Origin of the sequence: Stenotrophomonas sp. a6 (assembly GCF_030913325.1) — a bacterium.
GTDB classification, from domain to species: domain Bacteria; phylum Pseudomonadota; class Gammaproteobacteria; order Xanthomonadales; family Xanthomonadaceae; genus Stenotrophomonas; species Stenotrophomonas maltophilia.
In genome coordinates this window covers 1,451,670-1,472,990 of record NZ_CP133161.1, presented here as the reverse complement: position 1 = coordinate 1,472,990, position 21,321 = coordinate 1,451,670, and the positions used below count along the sequence as shown (strand labels likewise).

Genomic DNA, 21,321 nt, shown 5'->3' with positions numbered 1-21,321 from the left:
CTCCGGCTCAGTGCGCCGGGGCGCCGTTGCCGTCGATCTTGCTCAGCTGGTACAGCTCCAGGCCGATGCGCTTGATCAGGCCCAGCTGCTGCTCCAGCCACCAGGCGTGGTCTTCCTCGGTGTCCTTCAGCTGGGCCAACAGGATGTCGCGGCTCACGTAGTCACCCTTCTCCTCGCACAGCTTCATGCCGGCGGCGAGATTGTTCCGAACCGCGTATTCAGTGTCGAGATCCTTCTGCAGCATCTCTTCCACGGTCTTACCCGGCTCGGTGGCATGCGGGCGCATGTCCGGGTCGCCGCCCAGGAACAGGATCCGGCGCAGCAGCGCATCGGCGTGCTGGGTTTCCTCTTCCATCTCGTGGTTCAGGCGTTCGTACAGCGCGAACAGGCCCTGGTCCTCGTAGCGGCGGGAATGGATGAAGTACTGGTCGCGGGCAGCAAGCTCGCCGCGCAGCAGTTCCTTCAGGCAGGCGATGACGTCCGGGTTGCCTTTCATGGGGGGGCTCCTGTGAATCGATGCGGCATAGGGTGCCGCATTTCAAAATACGGTGATCTAATCGGAATCAGTCGCAGTTGCGCCTGCGGCTACAATCGGCCCACGAGTTCGGAAAGGACGTGCGATGCGACGTATATGGCGTTGGGTGCTGGGCGTGTTGGTCGCCATCGTGCTGGTCACCGCACTGGTCCTGTGGCTGCTGCTGCGCGGCAGCCTGGCCGACCTGGACGGCGAGCATGCGCTGCCCGGCCTGGCCAGGCCGGTCACCATCGAGCGCGATGCGCTGGGCGTGGTCACCATCACCGCCACCAGCCAGGCTGACGCGATGCGCGCATTGGGCCGCGTGCATGCGCAGGAACGCTATTTCGAGATGGACCTGATGCGCCGCAGCGCCGCCGGCGAACTGTCCGCACTGTTTGGCCCAAAAGCGATCGATGCCGACAAGCGCATGCGCGTGCATCGGCTGCGCGCGCGCACCGAGGCGAACATGCAGGCTGCGCTGGGCGACAACGTCGAAGCCGTGAGCGCCTATGTCGGTGGGGTCAATGAGGGCCTGGCCGGCCTCTCCGTGCGGCCATGGGCCTACCTGCTGCTGCGGCAGTCGCCGCAACCGTGGCAGGCCAGCGACAGCGTGCTGACCGGGCTGGCCATGTACGCCGACCTGCAGGACCCCGGCAACCAGACCGAGCTTGCACTGAGCCGCATCCGCGCAGTGGTGCCGCCGGCGCTGTACGCATTGATCGCCCACGACGGCACCGAATGGGATGCACCGCTGTTCGGCGAACCCACCGGCAACGCTGCCCTGCCCGATGCCAGCCAGCTCGACCTGCGCACATTGAAGGGAAAATCCGGCACCGCGCAGGAAGAGGTCGACGCCGTCGGCAGCAACAACTTCGCGGTGGCCGGTGCGCTTACCGCCGACGGTCGCGCGATCGTCGCCGACGACATGCACCTGGGCCTGCGCGCGCCGGGCCTGTGGTTCCGCGTGCGCCTGCGCTACCCCGATCCACAGGCCGCTGGCGGCCAGGTCGACGTCACCGGATTCTCCCTGCCGGGCCTGCCGGCGGTGATCGTCGGCAGCAACGGGCACGTCGCCTGGGGCTTCACCAACAGTTACATAGACACCGCCGATTACCGCACTGAACCAGCCAACGCCGCAGTGACCGTGCATGAAGAGCGGATTGCGGTGGCCGGCCAGGCCGACGTGCTGTTCCCGGTGCGCGAATCCGCCTGGGGGCCGATCCTGCACACGCATGCCGATGGCAGCGGCGACGCGCTGCGCTGGGTCGCCCACCTGCCCGGCGCGGTGCGCCTGGACTTCGGTGACCTGGCCCGCGCCGGTGACCTGGACAGTGCCCTGCAGTTCGCCGACCACGCCGGCATCCCCGCACAGAACCTGGTGGTCGGCGACCGCAGCGGACGCATCGCCTGGCGCCTGATCGGCGCCCGCCCCGACCGCGGTCCGGGCTGTGCACCGGCCGGCTTCACCGCCGCCAACAACCAGGACTGCGCCCCCTGGCCGATCCGCAGCGACGCCTCGCCGGCATTGATCGACCCACCGAACCATCGCCTGTGGACCGCCAACGGCCGCGTCCTCGACGGCGAGGCACTGGCCAATGTCGGCAACGGTGGTTATGACCTTGGCGCCCGCGCGCGGCAGATCCGCGATCTGCTCGCCATCCAGGACCGTTTCGACGAGCACGATCTGCTGGCGATCCAGCTCGACGATCGCGCGGTGTTCCTGCAGCGCTGGTGGGCCCTGCTGCACGACGTCATCGAGCGCAGTGACGACCCTGCACTGAAGCGTTTGAAGGAAGTCAGCCATCAATGGGGCGGTCGTGCCGCGGCCAGTTCGGTCAGCTACCGGGTAGTACGTGAATTCCGCACCCAGGTGATGGAGACGTTGTCCGATGCACTGCTGGCACCGGCCCATGCGCAGCTGGGTGATGACTACCTCGACCCGCGACTGGCGCAGCTGGAAGGCGTGGCCTGGCCGATGCTGCAACAGCGTCCGGCCCATCTGCTGCCACCGGCCTTCGACAGCTGGGATGCGCTGCTGATCGACGCGGCACGCCGTACCGAGAGCGAGCTGGCCAAGCAGGGACCGCTGTCCAAGCGCACCTGGGGCGAACGCAACACTGCGGCGATCTGCCACCCCATCGCACGGGCGCTGCCGGGCATCGCCAAGCGCTGGCTGTGCATGCCCGCCGACCAGCTGCCCGGCGACCGTGACATGCCACGCGTGCAGACGCCGAACTTCGGTGCTTCCGAGCGCATGGTGGTCTCGCCCGGCCACGAGGCCGACGGCATCGTGCACATGCCGGGCGGCCAGAGCGGCCATCCACTGTCACCCTACTGGGGCGCCGGCCACGAGGACTGGGTGCATGGACGGCCGACGCCCTTCCTGCCCGGCAAGGCACAGCACGTGATGACACTGGTGCCGGCGCGGTAGTGCCGGCCATTGGCCGGCATCGATGCAGGTGTGTCCAGCATCATGAGGTTGCCGGCCAGCGGCCGGCACCACCGTTCAACGCTCAAGCCCTGCGACGCTCGATCAGGTTCAGCAGCGGCCCGATCATCGCCGTGGTCACCAGCGCCATGACCACCAGCACCGCGAACAGGCGGTCGCCGAGCAGGCCCAGCTCGTAACCCAGGTTGAGCACGATCAGCTCCATCAGGCCACGGGTGTTCATCAACGCGCCCAACCGCCACGCCTCGCGCGTGGGCATGCCGGCACTGCGTGCAGCACTGAAGGTGCCCAGCAGCTTGCCGGCCGTGGCCACCACGATCACCACCCCGCACAACACGATGTCGCTGGCCTGCAGCGCATCGGCACGCATGCGCAGGCCGGTCATGGCGAAGAACAACGGCAGCAGCAGGGTCACCGCAAACGGTTCGACGCGGGCCATCAACAGGTCGCGCAGCTGCGCGTTGGACGATACCGCGACGCCCGCCGCGAAGGCACCGAACAGCGCGTGGATGCCCAGCATTTCGGTGATCAGGGCACTACCCAGCGACAGCAGCAGGATGCCGAGCAGCCAGCGCCCCTCACGGCCCGGCGCGATCTGCTGGCGGGCAAACCACGGCTTCACCAGCCCCAGCATCAGCGCCACGAAGGCGACCACGCACAGCAGGTTGAGGCTGGCCGGCAGCCATCCACTGGCCTGTGCAGCCGCCACGATCAGTGCCAGCAGGCACCATGCGGTGGCATCGCCCAATGCCGCGCAGGCGATGGCGGTCTGCCCCAGCGACGTCTGCGCGATGCCGCGGTCGGCAAGGATGCGCAGCAGCACCGGGAACGCGGTGATGCTCATCGAGATGCCGACGAAAAGTGCGAAGGCAGTGAAGCCCACGCCCTGCGGGCCGTGCTGCGGATACAGCCAGATCGCCAACGCGACGCCGAGCACGAACGGCACCGCGATGCCGGCATGGCTGACCGTGAAGGCGAAACGCCGGCGGCCGCGCAGTGCTGCCAGGTCCAGCTCGGCACCGGCCACCAGCAGGAACATCAGCACGCCCAGCTGGCTGAGCATGCCCAGCGGCCCCAACGAGCTGGCCGGGAACAACGCACCATGCAACTGCGGCAGCAGGCTGCCGAGCACCAGCGGGCCCATCATCAGGCCGGCCGCCATCTCGCCAATCACCGCCGGTTGTCCAAAGCGCTTGAGCAGCGCACCGGCGCCCTTGGCTACCAGCAGCAGCACCAGCAGCTGCAGCAGGAACAGGCCCAGCGGAGACGCCAGATGCTGCGCCCAGCTGCCTTCGGCAGCAACCGTGGCACGGGCGACCATCTCGGGGGCCGCCGGCCCGGCATACCGCGCCAGCAGCACCCCGGCCAGCAACGGCACCCCGGCCCACGCCAGATAACGCCATCCCCATTTCGTGGGCGGCGCGTTGCCGCCTGCCTGTACGTCCATGAACATTCCCCAATGCGCAGGGGGCGATCATACAAAAAGGGGACGGAGGGGATTAAGTCGTTTATGCCACTTACGACTTAATCCCCTCCGTCCCCTTTTTGGGGCTTAGGCCAGTGCCTGCTCGTGCACGCCGGCGATCGCGCGTCCCGAAGGGTCGGCAGCTGCGGCGAAGCTGGCGTCCCAGGCAATGGCCGCCGGCGACGAGCAGGCGATCGACTTGCCGCCCGGCACGGTCTCCGCTGCCGCACGGCTTGGGAAGAACTGCTCGAACAGGTGGCGGTAGTAATACGCCTCCTTGGTCTGCGGCGGGTTGTGCGGGAAGCGCTTGTCGGCCGCCGCCAGCACGCGGTCACTCACCTGCGCCTCGGCATGCGCCTTCAGGCCGTCGATCCATCCATAGCCGACGCCATCGCTGAACTGCTCCTTCTGACGCCACAGGATGCTGTCCGGCAGGTAGCCGTCGAACGCCTCGCGCAGCACCGCCTTCTCGATGCGACGGCCACCGAACCCGGCGCCCACCATCTTGTGCGCGGCATCGAAGCGCATCGCCACGTCGAGGAATTCACGATCCAGGAACGGCACGCGCGGCTCCACGCCCCAGGCCATCATCGACTTGTTGGCACGCAGGCAGTCGTAGTTGTGCAGCGCGTCGAGCTTGCGCACCAGCTCCTCGTGGAATTCACGCGCATCCGGTGCCTTGTGGAAATACAGGTAGCCACCAAAGATCTCGTCGCTGCCCTCGCCGGAGAGCACCATCTTCACCCCCATCGCCTTGATCCGCCGCGCCAGCAGGAACATCGGCGTGGAGGCGCGGATGGTGGTGACGTCGTAGGTTTCGATGTGGCGGATCACTTCCGGCAGCGCATCGAGGCCTTCCTCGAAGGTGTACTCGAAACCGTGATGCACGGTGCCCAGCGCTTCGGCAGCAATGGCAGCGGCAGCCAGATCGGGCGAGCCCTTCAAGCCGATCGCGAACGAATGCAGGCGCGGCCACCAGGCTTCGGTCTGCCCGCCATCCTCGATGCGGCGACGTGCATAGCGCGCGGCTACCGCCGCCACCAGCGACGAGTCCAGGCCACCGGACAGCAGCACGCCGTACGGCACGTCACTCATCAACTGGCGTTCCACTGCATGCTCGAAGGCTTGGCGCAGTTCGGCCAGATCGGCCTGGCGACCCTGCACGTCGGCATAGTCACGCCACGGTTGCTGGTAGTAGCGCACCAGTTTACCGCTGGCACTGTCGAAATAGTGGCCCGGCGGGAACTGCGCGACATCGGCACAGGTATCGACCAGCGCCTTCATTTCCGAGGCCACGCGCAAGCGCCCCTGGGCGTCGTGGCCCCAGTACAGCGGCACCACACCGACCGGGTCGCGCGCCACCAGCACGCGTCCACTGTCACGGTCCCACAGCGCGAAGGCGAAGATGCCGTTGAGCTGTTCCAGCCACTGCGCCGGCGCGCCGCCCTGGCGGTAGAGCGCGTTGATCACCTCGCAGTCCGAGCCGGTCTGGAAGTCGTAGGTGGTGGTCAGCGCTGCCTTCAACGCCTGGTGGTTGTAGATCTCGCCGTTCACCGCCAGCGCCAGCTGGCCATCGGCCGACAGCAGCGGCTGCGAACCACCGGCCGGATCGACGATGGCCAGCCGTTCATGGACCAGCAGCGCACCTTCGTCGAGGTACACGCCGCTCCAGTCCGGGCCACGGTGGCGCTGGCGTTGCGACAGTTCCAGCGCGTGGCGGCGCAGGGTGGGAAGATCGTCACCGGCCTGCAGGCCGAAGATTCCGAAGATCGAACACATGAGGGAGCTCCTGTTGGGGAATTTCACGGGTGGGAAGGTGTTCGACCGGCCATCCAGGCCCGGGTAGGCTGCGCCCGGGCACAAAAAAACCCGCATCGGCTGATGCGGGTTTTCTGGTGTCCGGGCGTGTGTTGCTGTCTATCTACCCAGGGCGCAGTCCCGCATCGGCCGCGCACGATTATTCGCGCGCAGATTATTGCGGTTGTTGTTGTTGACGGCGGTGGCCAGGCGGATCGACATGGCATCGACCCTACCCCGGTTTCCAGCGCGGCGCAACAGTTGCGTCGGCAACCGAGGCACCGGGGCACTGGTTGCCCTGCCCTGCCTGGGCCTGGCGGCCTACCAGACCCTCACCCGCCTTCGGCCCTGCCAGCGGCGGCCGGCTTGTTCGCCAGGCCCCAGGCGCAGCGCTTCTACATGGCGCGCCAAGCTACTGGGAAAAGGCGATCATGCCGCCGTTATTCATCTTTTCGGACCAGGGCCCGGCTGCAGTCCTGCGGAAGGTGTGCCGACCCACGGTCGGCACTCGCCCTCCTCACACCAGCAGCCGTTCCACCAGCCGCTGGTACAGCCCCGGCAACGCTTCCAGATCGTCCACGCGCACATTCTCGTCCACCTGGTGGATGCTGGCATTGACCGGGCCTACTTCGATGCATTGCGCGCCCAATGGCGCGATGAAGCGTGCATCGGAGGTGCCGCCGCCGGTGCTTTCTTCTGGCGCGCGGCCGATGTGCTCGGCCAGCACCGCACGGGCGATGGCGCGCAGCGTGCCTTCCGGGGTGTAGAACGGCTCGCCGCTGCGATGCCACTTCAGCGTGTACTGCAGGCCATGCCGTTCCAGCAGTGCGGTGATCTCCGCCTCCAGCTTCGGCGCATCCCAGTGCGGGTTGTAGCGGATGTTGAAATCCACGTCGAGCTCACCGGGAATCACGTTGTTGGCACCGGTGCCGGCGTGGATGTTGGAGATCTGCAGGCTGGTCGGCGGGAAACTCTCGTAGCCTTCGTCCCAGCGCCGCGCGCATAGTTCTGCCAGGGCCGGCGCCGCCTGGTGAATCGGGTTGCGTGCCTTTTCCGGATACGCCACGTGGCCCTGCACGCCTTGGACGCGCAGTTTGGCCGACAGGCTGCCGCGACGTCCCACGCGCAGCAGATCGCCCAGCGTCGCGGTCGACGACGGCTCACCGGTGATGCACCAGTCGATGCGCTGCCCGCGTGCGGCGAACAGGCGTGCAACGTGGCGCACGCCATCGATGGCATCGCCCTCCTCGTCGCTGGTCAGCAGTACCGCCAGCGTGCCGGGATGGTCGGGATGGTCGGCGACGAACTGCTCGGCGGCCACCACGAACGCCGCCACGCTGCCTTTCATGTCGGCGGCACCGCGCCCATACAGCACGCCATCGCGGATATGTGGGGTGAACGGGTCGCTGGTCCAGGACTCGCGCGGGCCGGTGGGCACCACGTCAGTGTGGCCCAGCAGAACCAGCACCGGCGCGCCCTGGCCATGGGTCGCCCACAGATTGTCAACGTCGCCCAGGCGCAGATGATCGCACTGGAATCCGGCCTGCTTCAGCCGCGCCGCCAACAGCGCCTGGCAACCAGCATCGTCCGGCGTTACCGAAGGTCGCGCAATCAGCTCGCAGGTCAGGTCGAGGACCGCGCTCATGCGTCGCCCACGCCGAAGCGTGCCTTGAAACCATTGTCACTGAAACCCTGGCTGGCTTTGCCATCGGCGGTGACCACCAGCGGGCGCTTGATCAGCTGCGGATACTCGCGCAGCAGCAGCTTCCATTCGGCCTCGGAGTCCGCAGCCTTGCGGTTGTCCGGCAGCTGCCGCCAGGTGGTGGAGGACTTGTTGACCATCGCCGCCAGCCCCCCCAGCTGCGCGGCCCATTCCAGCAGCATTTCCGGGCTGGGTTTGTTCTCGCGGTAGTCGACGAAGGTGTACGGCACGCCGAAGCGGTCCAGCCACTTGGTCGCCTTCTTGCAGGTATCGCAGTTCTTCAAACCGTAGACAGTGGTGCTCATGGCCATCTGTGATGCTGGAAAACAGAGGGCCAGAATCTCACAACAGGCGCTCGGACACGACCCGGAACGGCACTCTCGGCAAGCGGAAGGCCAGGCCCGATGCAAGCGCCACGCCCATCGCCTGCAGGCGCGGGCACTGCAGCTCGCGTTCCAGGCGCAGCGGCTGCAGGTTGTCGAGGTCTACCGGCAGCGCGACGCGGGTGCTGGCCCAGCGACAGTCGCAGGTGCGGGCGATGGCCTCGTCCTGGCAGGTGAGGAAACGCAGGAGGGCCTGATGGCCACCGAAGGCGGCGCCGGCATCGGCCAGCGCCGCGACAGTGCGCGGCGCAGTCGGGTCCAGCGCAGGCGTGCAGCAGGCGCGGCAGCATCCGCCCCAACAGGGTGTCGGACGGATGCCGGTAGATCGCGGACTGCGCCAGATCCTCCGGCGCAGCCACCTTCAGTCGGCCAGGCCGCGCAGCAGGTCGTTGACGCTGGTCTTGCTGCGGGTCCTGGCATCAACCTGCTTGACGATCACCGCGCAGTACAGCGAATGCGTACCGTCCTTGCTCGGCAGCGAGCCGGACACCACCACGCTGTACGGCGGGATGTAGCCGTAGGTGATCTCGCCGGTGGCACGGTTGTAGATGCGGGTGCTCTGGCTGAGGAACACGCCCATGCCGATCACGCTGTGGTGTCCGACCACCACGCCTTCCACCACTTCCGAACGCGCACCGATGAAGCAGTGGTCTTCAATGATGGTCGGGCTGGCCTGCAGGGGTTCCAGCACGCCGCCAATGCCGGCACCGCCGGACAGGTGGCAGTGCTGGCCGATCTGCGCGCACGAACCCACGGTGGCCCAGGTATCGACCATGGTGCCCTCACCGACATAGGCACCGATGTTGGTGAAGCTCGGCATCAGCACCACGTCCTTGCCGAAGTACGTACCGCGGCGGGCAATGGCGCCCGGCACCACGCGCACGCCACCACGGCGGAACTTCGCTTCGTCATAACCGGCAAAACGCGATTCGACCTTGTCCCAGAACGGCGCCGGACGTGCGTCGACCACGGCCATGTCGTTGACGCGGAAATACAGCAGCACGGCCTTCTTCAGCCACTCGTTGACCTTCCAGCCACCGTGGCCGTCCGGTTCGGCAACGCGGAATTCGCCGCTTTCCAGGCCGTCGATCACACGGTTGACCAGCGGCCTGGTCGAGCCTTCCAGTTCGTGAAGGGTCAGCGTGGCGCGGCGTTCGAAGGCACTTTCGATGCCGAACTTCAGTTCTTCCACGCCCGGCGCGGCCGGCTTGCGCAGCGACTTGCGGGCGATGGTTTCGGCGCGTGCGGCTTCTGCGCTCTTGGCCGGGGCCTTCTTCGGTGCTGCCACCTTCTTCGCCGGCGCCTTCACCACCGCGGCTTTCTTCGGCGCGGCAGCCTTCTTCGCGGCCGGCACGGCGGCAGTTTTCTTGGCCGCTGCGCTCTTGGCGGTGGCAGCAGTCTTCTTAACAGGCTTGGTGGCCATCAGGCGGGGTCTCCGGCGTTTCGATCAGGGTCCAGGCAGGCCAGCATCGCGTCATGCAGCTGCTGCCGGGCAGGTTCAGTCAGGGGTAGGTCGTGTTCGTCACTGATCACGAAGGTGTCTTCGGCGCGTTCGCCGAACGTGGCAATGCGTGCATCATGCACGCGCAGGCCCTGGTTGCGCAGCACGAACGCCACGTCGGCCAGCAGGCCGGGGCGGTCGGGTGCGACCAGGGCAAAACGGGTTGCGCCCGGTTCATCGCGGAACTCGATGCGCGGCGCGAAGCGGAAATGGCGCAGCTGGCGTGGCACCACCCGACGCGACGGGCGCAGGCGCGACAGGTCACCACTGAGTGCCTCGCGCAGCGCGGCCTCCAGGTTGGCGCTGCTGCCATCGGCGAAGCTGTCGGCCGGATTCACTTCGAAGGTATCGAAAATGGTGTCGGCCGGGCCATCCAGCACGCGCGCGCGATGGATCCCGTAGCCCTTGCGGTCCAGGGTCATCACGATGGCGGCAAACAGTCCGTCGCGGTCCGGCGAATGCACGAACACTTCCAGTGCCGGGTCGTCGACACTGATGCGGCGCACCTTCACCAGCGTCTGGCCCTGTTTCACCGGTACCAGCGCCGCGGCCTGCCAGGCCAGCTGCTCGGGGCGCAGGCGAATGAAGCCCTCATCCGGCATCACGGCGAACTGGCGGTCGATGGTGGCGTCGTCGTAACCCTGCTCGCGCACCAGTGCGCGCACGCTGTCACGCGCCTCGGCCACGCGCTCGGCGGCCGGTACCGGATGCTCGAGCCCTTCGCGCAGCGCGCGCCGGGTGGCGAAATACAGATCGGCCAGCAGGCGGTCCTTCCACGCGTTCCACAGTTTCGGGCTGGTGCCGGCGATATCAGCGCAGGTCAGCAGGTACAGATAGTCGAGGCGGTCGCGGCTGCCCACCAGGGTGGCGAAGCGATGGATCACCACCGGGTCGGCGATGTCCTGCTTCTGCGCGGTCACCGACATGCGCAGGTGCTGTTCGACCAGCCACGCCACCAGTTCGGTATCGGACGTGCTCAGCGCATGCGCCTGGCAGAACGCGCGCGCATCGACCGCGCCCAGTTCGGAATGGTCGCCGCCGCGGCCCTTGGCAATGTCATGGAACAGGCCGGCCAGCAGCAGCAGCTCCGGCTTGCGCAGGCGCGGCCAGACTTCATGGGCGATCGAGAAGCGTTCGTCGGCACGGCTGCTGGCGAACAGGCCGATGTTGCGCAGGACCATCAGCGTGTGCTGGTCGACGGTATAGACATGGAACAGGTCGAACTGCATGCGCCCGCTGACCTGGGCGAACGCGGGAATCCACTGGCCGAGCACGCCCAGCCGCGCCATGCGCGAAAGCGTATCGACCGGGCGTTGACCACGCAGCAGGGTCATGAACTGCTCGCGCGCGTCGGCGTCGGCCTGGTCGTAGGCCGGCAGCAGCGGCAGCGATTCGGCCAGCGCGCGCGCGGTCAGCGAATGCAGGCCGCGCACCTGCGGGTTGTTGGCCCAGCTGGAGAACAGCGCGAACACCTGGCCGATATCGCCACGCGGCCAGTCGGCATCATTGGCCGCCAGGTAGCCGCGTCGCAGGGAAAAACCCACGGTCAGCGGTTCCGGCTGCGCCTCGCCATCGAACTGTTCCTCGAAGCGCTGCAGCAGGCGGTCACTGATCCGGCGCACCACCAGAGCGGCGCGGTAGAAGCCCTGCATCATCTTTTCGACACCGAGATTCTCGGCATCGTCTTCGAAGCCCAGGCGCGCGGCCAGGGTCTTCTGGTAATCGAAGCGCAACCGTTCTTCCGGGCGCCGCGCCACCAGGTGCAGGCCAAAGCGTAGACGCGCCAGCACCGCACGCTCGCGCTTCAGCGCGGCCGCTTCGTCGGCACCCAGGTGGCCCAGGCCGACCAGCGCTTCCAGGTCGCGCACGCCGAAGGCGCGCAGCGCCATCCAGCCCAGCGTGTTGAGATCGCGCAGGCCGCCGGGGCCATCCTTGAGATCCGGCTCCAGGTTGTCGGCGGTATCGCCGAAACGCTGGTGGCGGTTGCGCAGCTCTTCCAGCTTGGCCAGGAAGAAGGCACGTGCAGGCCACAGCTCCCGGTCGTCGATGGCCTCGCGCAGCGCGCGTCGGGCAGCGTCCTCAGCCAGGATCGGACGCGCCTCGATCAGCGCGGTCAACACGGTCTGGTCGGCAGCAGCCTCGCGGCACTGCGCGGCACTGCGCACCGCATGGCTGACTGCCAGCCCGCAATCCCACAGCAGCGCGAACAGGCGCGCCAGTGCGGATTCGTGCGCCAATTGTGCCGGTGGATCGCCGAACACCAGCAGGTCGATGTCCGAGCGCGGGAACAGTTCACCGCGCCCATAACCACCCACTGCGAACAGCGACAGGCCGCTGTCGACCGGCAGGCAGCGCTGCCAGGCCAGGCGGATCAGATGGTCGGCGGCACGCGCGCGCAGCGCCAGCAGGCGCTCGATGTTGTCGCCCTGGTCGAAGCGGCGGTACAGGCGCGCGTCGGCCTGCTGCAGCGCCTGGCGCGCGGCAGCAGCCCAGTCCGGGTCGTTGAGCGACGCGGCCGGCGTGTCCAGCAGCGAACTCGCCGGCAGCATCCTCAGGAGACCTGCGACTCGCCCGGCGACAGCGTCAGCACGTCGACGCCGGTCTCGGTGACCGCGATCATGTGCTCCCACTGCGCCGACAGCTTGCGGTCCTTGGTCACCACGGTCCAGCCATCCGGCAGCACCTTGTTGTAACGGGTGCCCTCGTTGATCATCGGTTCGATGGTGAAGGTCATGCCCGGCTGCAGCACCAGGCCCTGGCCCGGGCGGCCGTAATGCACCACCTGCGGCTCGTCGTGGTAGACCTTGCCGATGCCGTGGCCGCAGTACTCGCGCACCACGCTGAAACGCTCGCCTTCGGCATAGCTCTGGATGGCATGGCCGATGTCGCCCAGGGTTGCGCCCGGACGCACCGCACGGATGCCGCGCCACATCGCTTCGTAGGTGGTTTCCACCAGGCGGCGGGCCATCACCGACGGCGTGCCGACGAAGTACATGCGGCTGGTGTCGCCGTGCCAGCCGTCCTTGATGACGGTAACGTCGATATTGATGATGTCGCCATCCTTGAGCACCTTCCCTTCGCTGGGAATACCGTGGCAGATGACGTTGTTGACCGAGGTGCACACGGTCTTCGGGAAGCCGCGGTAGCCGACGTTGGCCGGAATCGCGCCCTGCACGTTCACGATGTGGTCGTGGCAGATGCGGTCCAGCTCCTCGGTGGTGACACCGGGCTTGACGTGGGGGGTGACGATGTCGAGCACTTCGCTGGCCAGGCGGCCGGCGATGCGCATCATCTCGATTTCCTGCGGGGTTTTCAGATTCACGCTCATGGCGCCCATTATCGCCGATCCCGCTGCAATCTGAACGAACGCCACCCAACTGGCGATCCGGGGCATGCACGGTTCCGGCAAGGAAAGTGAAAGCGTGACGATCTCCACCCTTTCGCACGCCTGTTTATCACGGATTACAGACACTTACCCGCAGAAGCTGGCTACGACCGTTGTCAAAGCGGCCCCGAACCTGCCGCCTTCGCCTTGTTCAACAGACCTTCGGGTCAGGGAGGTTGTCCATGCGATCCACGCTCCGCTCACCGCTCGCCTGGGTCCTGACCGGACTGTTGCTGGCCGGCCCCGCACTGGCCGCCGACACCACGACCTTCAACGTGACCCTGGTGGTCACCAAGGCCTGCACCATCACGGCGGCGGCGGCCACCAACGTTGACTTCGGCACGGCGGCCTCGACCACGGCGACCCCCACCCTGGGCCAGGGCACGGTGACCGCCCAGTGCTCGGCCCTGACCCCGTACACGATTTCGCTGAACGCGGGCGCCAATGCCAGCACCGCCAACGACGTCACCACCCGCCGGATGAAGAACACCAACGCCGCGGTGACCGCCAACAACTTCGTTGGCTACCAGCTCTACCAGGACGCCGCTCATACCCTGGTCTGGGGTGCAACCTCGGGCACCAACACCCAGGCCGGCATCGGCACTGGCCTGGCCGTGCCCTACATCGTCTACGGCCAGATCCTGAACCTGAGCACCAACAACCCGGCCACCGGCAACTACCTGGATACGGTCACCGCCACGATCACCTATTGATGGAGCACGCCCGCATGGCCGGACCCCGCCCGTGGCGCGCCACCGGCGTGGCGCTGCTCGCGCTCTCCCTGCTGGCCGCAGCCCCTGCCGGTGCCACCAGCCTCCAGGTCGCCCCCACCAGCCTGCAGCTTGAGGCCCGCCAGCGCGCTGGCGAACTGTGGCTGACCAACAGTGGCACCTCGCCGGTCAGGCTGCAGGTGCGGGTCTTCCGCTGGGTACAGCAGGATGGCCAGGAACAACTGCTGCCCACCGAGGAACTGCTGGCCACCCCTCCGATGCAGGAACTGGGCGCGGGCCAGCAGCAGCTGGTACGGGTCATGCGCCCGAACCACGAACCGCCTGCGGCACAGCAGTACTACCGGCTGATCGTCGACGAGGTGCCTGATCTGGCGACCCGCGCCAACGGCATGCAGTTCGTGCTGCGCTATTCGATTCCGGTGTTCGTGCAACCGTCTGGCGGCAAGCTGGCGCCGCGCCTGCAGGCCAGCCTGGTGCAGCTGCAGGACGGACGCAACGGCGTGGAGGTGGCCAACACCGGCAACAGCTATGCACAGATCGCCGACCTGGCGCTGGGCAGCGTCCAGCGCCCGCGCATCGTGCACCCCGGCCTGCTGGGCTATGTACTGCCCGGGCAGGTGATGCGCTGGCCGATCGAGCGCACGGCCATCGACCGCGACAACGACCAGATCACGGCCAAGCTCAATGGCGAGTCGGAACAGACGCCGCTGTCGCCGCCACCGGCTCGCTGAGGCGTTGATGGGCGCGCTGTTTGCTGCCCTGGCTCCTGCGGCGACCGAAGCCGCCGATGTGTCCGGCGTGGCTGCCGCCGGGGCTGCGGACGTCTCCGGGGTGTCGGCCGACGCGATCCTGCCCGCCCCCACGCCCCTGACCGCCAGCCAGACCCTGTACCTGGACGTCTCGCTCAACAGCACGCCCCGCGGCCTGCTGCCATTCACTGAAACCCGTGGCCGGCTGCAGGCCAGTCCGGAAGTGCTGCGCCAGCTCGGCTTCAGCGCCCGCGGCGATGCGCCGGTCTATCTGGACCAGATCAGCGGGGCCGTTGTGCGCTACGACGCGCATATGCAGACCCTGGCCCTGGACGTGCCGCTGGACCAGCTGACCCTGCCGACCACCGTGCTCAGCCAGCCGCAGACCCGGGCACCGGCCAGCACCGCCTCGCCCGGCCTGCTGCTGAACTACGACCTGTATGGCAGCCGGGTCGACATGCTCGGCAACCTCAGCCTCAGCTCGGAGCTGCGCCTGTTCGGGATCGGCAACGGCACCGTCGAGAACACAGCGATCAGCCGGCGCTACCAGCAGCCCCGCGACCGTCGCTGGCGCGGTGAGAGCGTGCGCCTGGATACGCGCTGGAGCCTGGATTTCCCCGGCAAGGCGATGACGCTGGAGGTCGGCGATTTCTACAGCGGCTTCGTCGACTGGACCCGTCCGGTGCGCCTGGGCGGCCTGCAGATCGGCCGCAACTACGGCCTGCAGCCGTATCGCGTACTCACCCCCACGCCCAGCTTCCTCGGCCAGGCGGTGGTGCCGTCCACGGTCGAGCTGTACGTCGATGGCCTGCGCCAGTACAGCGGGCAGGTGCCGGTCGGTCCGTTCCAGCTGGCCGCGCAACCCGGCATCAGCGGCACCGGCAGCGCACAGGTGGTGGTGACCGATGCATTCGGGCGCATGCAGACGCTGGATTTCAGTTTCTATGGCACCCAGCAGCTGCTGGCCAAGGGCCTGTCGGACTGGTCGGCCGGCGTTGGCCGCCTGCGTGAGGATTTCGGCCAGCGTTCCTTCGCCTACGACGATCGCACCGTGGCCAGTGCCAGCTGGCGAGGCGGTATCAGCGACACCTTTACCGGCGAAGCACATGCCGAAGGCGGCGGCGGCCTGGCCCAGGCCGGCATCGGCGGCTGGTGGCTGCTTGGCGGCGCGGGCGTGTTCAACGCCGCCTATGCGCACAGTGACTATCACGGCCTGCGGGGCGGGCAATGGGCACTGGGCTACAGCTGGAACAACCGCCGACTCAACTTCAATCTGCGCAGCGTGCGCAGCCATGGCGATTACCGCGACCTGGGCGCACTGCAGGGCAACCTGCCGCCGAGCATCAGTGAACAGGCCACGGTCGGCGCCGATCTGCTGCGGCTGGGCACGCTCAGCGCCAGCTACCTGCGCCTGCGCTATCCCGACGGAGACGACAACCGCTACGCCAGTCTGTTCTGGTCACGCACCTGGAGCCAGCGGTGGTCGGCCTACCTGTCGGTGAACCAGAACCTGGACAAGAGCGATGACCGCAGCATCTACCTGTCGGTCACCGCCAGCCTGGGCAACAACCGCCAGGCCAGCCTCTCCAGCCAGCGCAACGGCGACAGCCAGAGCTGGGTAGCGGACGTGACCCAGCCGGTGCCCGGCGACGGCAGCGCCGGCGGCGTCGGTTGGCGCGCGCAGGTGCGCCATGGCGAGGACGGCAATGGCGGCCTGGCCGAAGTCGGCATCCTCAATGACGTCGGTCGCTACTCATTCGGCGCCTCGCGCCAGGGCGGCCTGAACTATGCCTACGCCAGCGCCAGTGGCAGCCTGGTGTGGATGGGCGGGCATGCCTTCGCCCCCCGCGAAGTCTCCGACGCGTTCGCAGTCATCAGCACCAACGGCGTGGGCGGCGTGCCGGTGCGGCTGGAAAACCGGCTGATCGGCGTGACCGATGGTCGCGGCCTGCTGCTGGTCAGCCCACTGCTGTCCTGGCAGCGCAATCGCGTCTCCATCGACACCCTGGACCTGCCCGAGGACATGCGCGCCGATCGCATCGAAGACTGGGTGACACCCCGCCAACGCGCCGGTACCCGCGTGACCTTCGCGCTGCGTTCGCGGCCGTCGTTGAACCTGACCCTGCACGGCATGGACGGGCAACCGCTGGAGGTCGGCAGCGAGGTGCAGCTGCCGGACGGGCGACAGGCGCTGGTGGGCTATGACGGGCTGCTGTACCTGGAAGACGTGTCCGCCGGCAGCGTGCTGTACATCACCACCAGCCGCGGGCAATGCAGGGTGAAGGTACCGGACGTGCCCAAGGTGGTGGCTTCCGGCGCGCGGCCGAAGCCGGCACCGCTGGCGTGCATCCCGGAGGTAGCGCCATGAGGACGTTGCTGCTCGGCCTGCTGCTGGTCGCCGGCCTGCTGGCGGCGGCACCGGCCCGCGCCGTCGCGGTGTGCGCCGCCGTCGCCGACCCGACGCTGCCGTTTGGCAACGTCAACAGCAATGCCCCCGGTGCAACCACAGGCACGCTCAACATCACCGTGACCTGCACCACTGCCGCGCTGAGCGTGCTGGCCACTACCGGCGTGCGGGTCTGCGTGGGCATCGGCGCCGGCAGCGGCGGCGGCAGCAGCTCCAGCTGGCGGACGATGAAGACCAGCACCAGCGACAGCATGAACTTCCAGCTCTACAACACCTCCAACTTCAGCCAGGTGACCGGGTTGACCCCGCGCGGCTCGCCGCCGGCGCAGGAGCTGACCTTGACCTACAACGTGCCCCTGACCGGCGGCAGCGGCACGCAGACCACGCAGGTGTCCGCACAGATCCCCGCCAATCAGATCCTGGCGTCAGGCGCCTACAGCAGCACCTTCAACGGCGCCAACGTGGTGCTGACCTGGGCCTGGAACGAGGTCCTGCTCGGCAATGCCACGGTGCCCGCCAACTGCAACGGCGGCGCCACCGGCACCAACAGCATCAGCAACGCCTTCAGCTTCACCGCCACCGCCAACGTGTTGCCGCAGTGCGGCAGCTACGTCACCACCAACATGGACTTCGGCAACGTCACCGGCGGCATTCCCGCCAACATCGACCGGACCGCCACCCTGACCCTGACCTGCCTGAAGAACACGGCCTACCAGGTCAGCCTCAACAACGGCCAGAACAACCCCTCCGCCACCAGCACGCGGCGCATGGCCACCACCATCGGCGGCAGCACCTACTACCTCACCTACGAGCTGTACCGCGATGCCGCGCGCAGCCTGCGCTGGGGCAATACCCTCAACGTCGATACCGTTGGCGGCACCGGAAGTGGCAGCGCGCAGCAGCTCACGATCCATGGCCGGGTGCCGCAGGTCACCGGCCAGCCCCCGGCCGGCATCTACAACGATGTGGTGCAGGTGACGATCACTTATTGACCTGTGTGCCGACCAACGGTCGGCACCCACCAGGCAGGTTTCGGACGATCGACGCCCACCGGGGCGGTTTCGGCAGATCCACGTCATGCGTGGATGCGCGCATCATTCCTGTGCCAGGAGCAGTCGACTGACAGTCGACGCTACAGATTCGGCCGATCCAGCCGATACCGCGCAGCGAGATCTTTCAGCACGGTGGTTGCCAGGTGGCTCGCGCATTTCTGATCGGGGCGATACTGTTCGCCAGCACATCGGCGTGGGCCGAACCCGGCCCCAGCAACCTGCAGATCCGCCTGACCGTGGTCGAAGCCTGCCGCGATGACCCAGGCAGCACCCACTGTCCCGCACCCCACCAGCGCAGCGACACACCGCAACTTCCGCCCCAGGTCCGCGAGCTCGCGCCTCCCGCCGACGACGAAGACACGACGTCCGCCGTGACCGTCATCTACTGATGCGGGCACTTCTGACCCTGCTGGCGATGCTGCTGGCGTTGCCTGCCGCGGCATTGGACCTGTTGCCGACCACACTGCAGCTGCCCGCCGAAGGTGGCCAGGGCGAACTTTGGCTCTTCAACCCCGGCCCCGGCCGCTGGCAGGGCCGGGTACAGATCCTGTCGTGGGACCAGCAGACCGACGCCGACGTGCTGCGTCCCACCGACCAGGTGCTCGCCAGCCCCACCCTGCTCGACATCCCGCCCGGCGTCCGACAGCGCATATGGCTGCTGCCACGCCAGCCGGCATCCGCTGTCGGCGAACAGGCCTATCGGGTCGTCCTGGCCCCCACTACGCCAGGGCTGCAGCGCTATTCGCTGCCGTTGTTCCGCGGGCACGCCACGCCAATGGCCCAATCGCGGCTGCATGCAGGGATCGAACCCGGCCAGTCACATACCTTCCTGCGACTGAGCAACACCGGTACCCTGCACGCACGCCTGAACGATCTCGCCTACATCACCAGCGGCGGTCAGCGCACCCTGCTGCTGCCCGGCCTGGCCGGGTATCTGCTGGCCGGCCATGAGCGCCGCTGGGCCCTGCCCGCCCGCGCTGATGGCTACGCCGGCGGTCATTTCCAGGCCCGGCTGCAGGATGGCCGCGTGGTCGATCTGGTCGCTCCAGGCCCGGCAATTGCAGCCAGCGCACCGAGCGGGCTATAATCGACCGGATTCCTGCCGCCTGCGTGCGCGGGAACCCGTCCACACCGGACGTCACCGGTGAATCCACACCTGCTGCCCCCATCCGTGCCGGGGTGCTCCGCAAGGAGTTCGGCCACGGAGGCAACAGGGAAGCCCAACCCCGGAACCGATCGCGCTTCCACGCGTCCCGCATACCTATCCCCGCGGGCGGAATCGCTGGTTCCATATCAGGAGTATTGCAATGCCCCAGGTCACCATGCGTCAGATGCTGGAAGCCGGCGTCCACTTCGGCCACCAGACCCGCTACTGGAACCCCAAGATGGCTCCGTACATCTTCGGCGCCCGCGGCAAGATCCACATCATCAACCTGGAAAAGACCGTCCCGCTGTTCAACGACGCGATGAACTTCATCTCGTCGGTTGCCCAGAAGCGCGGCACCGTCCTGTTCCTGGGCACCAAGCGCAGCGCCCGCGAAACCATCAAGGAAGAAGCCGAGCGTTGCGGCATGCCGTTCATGAACCAGCGCTGGCTGGGCGGCACCCTGACCAACTTCCGCACTGTCAAGCAGTCGGTTGCCCGCCTGAAGGAACTGGAAGCCGGTGAAACCGACGGCACCTTCGAGAAGCTGGTCAAGCACGAAGTGCTGGGCCTGCGTCGCGAGCGCGACAAGCTGGAAGCCTCGCTGGGCGGCATCAAGGACATGAACCGCCTGCCGGACGCCATCTTCGTGATCGACATCGGCCACGAAGACATCGCGATCAAGGAAGCCAAGAAGCTGGGCATCCCGGTCATCGCCGTGGTCGACACCAACTACAACCCGGAACTGGTGGACTACGCCATCCCGGGCAACGACGACGCCATCCGCGCTGTGCAGCTGTACGCCCGCGCCGCTGCCGACGCCGTGCTGGAAGGCAAGGCTGCTGCTCCGCACGCTGCTTCGGTGCGTGAGGAAGAGTTCGCTGAAGCCGCTGCTGAAGGCGAAGAGAAGCCGGCCCGCCGCGCTCCGGCCAAGAAGGCTGCCAAGAAGGGCGACGACGCCCAGGCCTGATCCAGGCCCGGGGTGGACGCCCGGCGTCCACCCTCCCTGCGCGCAGCCTTTGGCGCGTGACAGGACCGTGTCACACGGGCCGGCCACCATGCCGGCCCAACCCCTTTCTTTCGTGAGGTAATCCCGTGGAAATCACTGCTTCCCTGGTCAAGGAACTGCGCGAGCGCACCGGCGCCGGCATGATGGAATGCAAGAAGGCGCTCACCGAAGCCAACGGCGACATCGACGCTGCTGCTGAAGCCATGCGCAAGTCCGGCGCTGCCAAGGCCGACAAGAAGGCTGACCGCGTGGCCGCCGAAGGCCGTCTGGGCCTGGCCCAGGATGGCGGCAAGGCCGTGCTGGTCGAAGTCAACTCGGAAACCGACTTCGTCGCCAACGATGACAACTTCAAGTCCTTCGTCAATGCCGTTGCCGCTGCCGCCCTGGCATCGGGCGCCACCGACGTTGAAGCCGTGAAGGCTGCCAAGCTGGCCGATGGCCGCACCGTTGAAGAAGCCCGCGCCACCGCCGTGCAGACCCTGGGTGAGAACATCCAGATCCGTCGCATGGTGAATGTCGACACCACCGGCAACATCGGTGCGTATGTCCACACCAACGGCAAGGTCGGCGTGCTGGTCGATCTGATCGGCGGCGACGTCGAGCTGGCCCGTGGCCTGGCCATGCACGTGGCTGCGCTGAAGCCGCCGCACAACAAGGCTGCGGACGTTCCGGCCGACTTCGTCGAGAAGGAAAAGGAAATCGAGCTGGCCAAGATGTCCGAAAAGGACAAGGCCAAGCCGGCCGACATCCTGGAAAAGATCATCAGCGGCAAGATCAACAAGATCGTCAGCGACGTGACCCTGTACGGCCAGACCTACGTGCTGGGCGACACCACCGTCGAGCAGGTGGTCAAGGCCGCTGGCGCCGATGTTGCTGGCTTCAAGCTGCTGATCGTCGGCGAAGGCATCGAGAAGGTGGTGGAAGACTACGCCGCCGAAGTTGCCAAGGCGATGCAGGTCTGATTCCAGCCTTCCGGCCGTGAAGCAACCAGAAGGAGCCGCGGGAGACCGCGGCTCTTTTTTTATGCCGG

General features: G+C 67.4%; 17 protein-coding genes. 9 read left to right on the top strand and 8 right to left on the bottom strand.

What is annotated here, in order from left to right:
- Positions 1-7: 7 nt before the first annotated feature.
- Entirely contained in the window at positions 8-496 is a 489-nt protein-coding gene (bfr, locus tag Q9Q79_RS06760; protein ID WP_005408763.1) for a bacterioferritin, read from the bottom strand.
- Positions 497-620: 124 nt separating this feature from the next.
- On the opposite strand from bfr, the gene Q9Q79_RS06755 reads away from it, so the two are divergent.
- The gene (locus tag Q9Q79_RS06755; RefSeq protein WP_049395929.1) at positions 621-2,948 is read left to right on the top strand and encodes a penicillin acylase family protein; all 2,328 of its coding nucleotides are present in this window, start codon (positions 621-623) and stop codon (positions 2,946-2,948) included.
- Between the two features lie 82 nt (positions 2,949-3,030).
- Here Q9Q79_RS06755 and Q9Q79_RS06750 read toward each other — a convergent pair whose 3' ends face one another.
- The 7 genes from Q9Q79_RS06750 to map all read right to left on the bottom strand — a co-directional run bounded on the left by Q9Q79_RS06750 (position 3,031) and on the right by map (position 13,151).
- Positions 3,031-4,419, bottom strand: coding sequence for a cation:proton antiporter (locus Q9Q79_RS06750; protein WP_099485251.1), 1,389 nt, complete (start codon positions 4,417-4,419; stop codon positions 3,031-3,033).
- A 99-nt stretch (positions 4,420-4,518) separates the two neighbouring features.
- On the bottom strand, positions 4,519-6,210 hold the full coding sequence (asnB, locus tag Q9Q79_RS06745) for an asparagine synthase B (protein WP_012479619.1): 1,692 nt from the start codon (positions 6,208-6,210) through the stop codon (positions 4,519-4,521).
- Between the two features lie 535 nt (positions 6,211-6,745).
- Positions 6,746-7,873, bottom strand: coding sequence for a succinyl-diaminopimelate desuccinylase (gene dapE / locus Q9Q79_RS06740; protein ID WP_049395930.1), 1,128 nt, complete (start codon positions 7,871-7,873; stop codon positions 6,746-6,748).
- Positions 7,870-8,241, bottom strand: coding sequence for an arsenate reductase (locus Q9Q79_RS06735; protein ID WP_005412750.1), 372 nt, complete (start codon positions 8,239-8,241; stop codon positions 7,870-7,872). Before Q9Q79_RS06735 ends, dapE begins: the two co-directional genes overlap by 4 nt.
- A 433-nt stretch (positions 8,242-8,674) precedes the next feature.
- Entirely contained in the window at positions 8,675-9,736 is a 1,062-nt protein-coding gene (gene dapD, locus Q9Q79_RS06730) for a 2,3,4,5-tetrahydropyridine-2,6-dicarboxylate N-succinyltransferase (RefSeq protein WP_005408756.1), read from the bottom strand.
- Positions 9,736-12,363 carry a [protein-PII] uridylyltransferase gene (locus Q9Q79_RS06725; RefSeq protein ID WP_099527847.1) on the bottom strand — a complete coding sequence of 876 codons (2,628 nt, stop codon included), beginning with the start codon at positions 12,361-12,363 and terminating at the stop codon, positions 9,736-9,738. Before Q9Q79_RS06725 ends, dapD begins: the two co-directional genes overlap by 1 nt.
- A gap of 2 nt (positions 12,364-12,365) precedes the next feature.
- Positions 12,366-13,151, bottom strand: a complete 786-nt coding sequence (gene map, locus Q9Q79_RS06720) for a type I methionyl aminopeptidase (RefSeq protein ID WP_005412748.1) — start codon at positions 13,149-13,151, stop codon at positions 12,366-12,368.
- 230 nt (positions 13,152-13,381) lie between these two features.
- On the opposite strand from map, the gene Q9Q79_RS06715 reads away from it, so the two are divergent.
- From Q9Q79_RS06715 to tsf, 8 genes are all read left to right on the top strand, one after another.
- A complete protein-coding gene (locus Q9Q79_RS06715) occupies positions 13,382-13,912 on the top strand; it encodes a spore coat U domain-containing protein (protein WP_043034862.1) in 531 nt (176 codons plus the stop codon).
- Positions 13,912-14,661: a molecular chaperone gene (locus Q9Q79_RS06710; RefSeq protein WP_201863801.1), complete on the top strand. Its 750-nt coding sequence runs from the start codon at positions 13,912-13,914 to the stop codon at positions 14,659-14,661. Before Q9Q79_RS06715 ends, Q9Q79_RS06710 begins: the two co-directional genes overlap by 1 nt.
- A gap of 7 nt (positions 14,662-14,668) precedes the next feature.
- Positions 14,669-17,047 (top strand): fimbria/pilus outer membrane usher protein, encoded by a 2,379-nt coding sequence (locus Q9Q79_RS06705; protein ID WP_201863803.1) that lies wholly within the window; start codon positions 14,669-14,671, stop codon positions 17,045-17,047.
- Positions 17,044-18,078: a spore coat U domain-containing protein gene (locus Q9Q79_RS06700; protein ID WP_201863805.1), complete on the top strand. Its 1,035-nt coding sequence runs from the start codon at positions 17,044-17,046 to the stop codon at positions 18,076-18,078. Before Q9Q79_RS06705 ends, Q9Q79_RS06700 begins: the two co-directional genes overlap by 4 nt.
- A 203-nt stretch (positions 18,079-18,281) precedes the next feature.
- Positions 18,282-18,527: a hypothetical protein gene (locus Q9Q79_RS06695; protein WP_012479612.1), complete on the top strand. Its 246-nt coding sequence runs from the start codon at positions 18,282-18,284 to the stop codon at positions 18,525-18,527.
- The gene (locus Q9Q79_RS06690) at positions 18,527-19,225 is read left to right on the top strand and encodes a molecular chaperone (protein WP_201863806.1); all 699 of its coding nucleotides are present in this window, start codon (positions 18,527-18,529) and stop codon (positions 19,223-19,225) included. Before Q9Q79_RS06695 ends, Q9Q79_RS06690 begins: the two co-directional genes overlap by 1 nt.
- Positions 19,226-19,445: 220 nt before the next feature.
- Positions 19,446-20,252 carry a 30S ribosomal protein S2 gene (rpsB, locus tag Q9Q79_RS06685; protein WP_005408748.1) on the top strand — a complete coding sequence of 269 codons (807 nt, stop codon included), beginning with the start codon at positions 19,446-19,448 and terminating at the stop codon, positions 20,250-20,252.
- Positions 20,253-20,377: 125 nt separating this feature from the next.
- Positions 20,378-21,253, top strand: a complete 876-nt coding sequence (gene tsf / locus Q9Q79_RS06680; protein ID WP_005408747.1) for a translation elongation factor Ts — start codon at positions 20,378-20,380, stop codon at positions 21,251-21,253.
- The last annotated feature ends 68 nt before the right edge of the window (positions 21,254-21,321 follow it).

Bases quoted from the DNA above. Each gene is read 5' to 3' on its own strand.
- Q9Q79_RS06710 (WP_201863801.1), top strand. From the start codon at position 13,912: ATGGAGCACGCCCGCATGGCCGGACCCCGCCCGTGGCGCGCCACCGGC.
- dapD (WP_005408756.1), bottom strand. From the start codon at position 9,736: ATGGCCACCAAGCCTGTTAAGAAGACTGCTGCCACCGCCAAGAGCGCA.
- Q9Q79_RS06700 (WP_201863805.1), top strand. From the start codon at position 17,044: ATGAGGACGTTGCTGCTCGGCCTGCTGCTGGTCGCCGGCCTGCTGGCG.
- Q9Q79_RS06705 (WP_201863803.1), top strand. From the start codon at position 14,669: ATGGGCGCGCTGTTTGCTGCCCTGGCTCCTGCGGCGACCGAAGCCGCC.
- bfr (WP_005408763.1), bottom strand. From the start codon at position 496: ATGAAAGGCAACCCGGACGTCATCGCCTGCCTGAAGGAACTGCTGCGC.
- Q9Q79_RS06690 (WP_201863806.1), top strand. From the start codon at position 18,527: ATGCGGGCACTTCTGACCCTGCTGGCGATGCTGCTGGCGTTGCCTGCC.
- Q9Q79_RS06755 (WP_049395929.1), top strand. From the start codon at position 621: ATGCGACGTATATGGCGTTGGGTGCTGGGCGTGTTGGTCGCCATCGTG.
- Q9Q79_RS06735 (WP_005412750.1), bottom strand. From the start codon at position 8,241: ATGGCCATGAGCACCACTGTCTACGGTTTGAAGAACTGCGATACCTGC.
- Q9Q79_RS06725 (WP_099527847.1), bottom strand. From the start codon at position 12,363: ATGCTGCCGGCGAGTTCGCTGCTGGACACGCCGGCCGCGTCGCTCAAC.
- asnB (WP_012479619.1), bottom strand. From the start codon at position 6,210: ATGTGTTCGATCTTCGGAATCTTCGGCCTGCAGGCCGGTGACGATCTT.
- Q9Q79_RS06750 (WP_099485251.1), bottom strand. From the start codon at position 4,419: ATGTTCATGGACGTACAGGCAGGCGGCAACGCGCCGCCCACGAAATGG.
- dapE (WP_049395930.1), bottom strand. From the start codon at position 7,873: ATGAGCGCGGTCCTCGACCTGACCTGCGAGCTGATTGCGCGACCTTCG.
- rpsB (WP_005408748.1), top strand. From the start codon at position 19,446: ATGCCCCAGGTCACCATGCGTCAGATGCTGGAAGCCGGCGTCCACTTC.
- map (WP_005412748.1), bottom strand. From the start codon at position 13,151: ATGGGCGCCATGAGCGTGAATCTGAAAACCCCGCAGGAAATCGAGATG.
- Q9Q79_RS06715 (WP_043034862.1), top strand. From the start codon at position 13,382: ATGCGATCCACGCTCCGCTCACCGCTCGCCTGGGTCCTGACCGGACTG.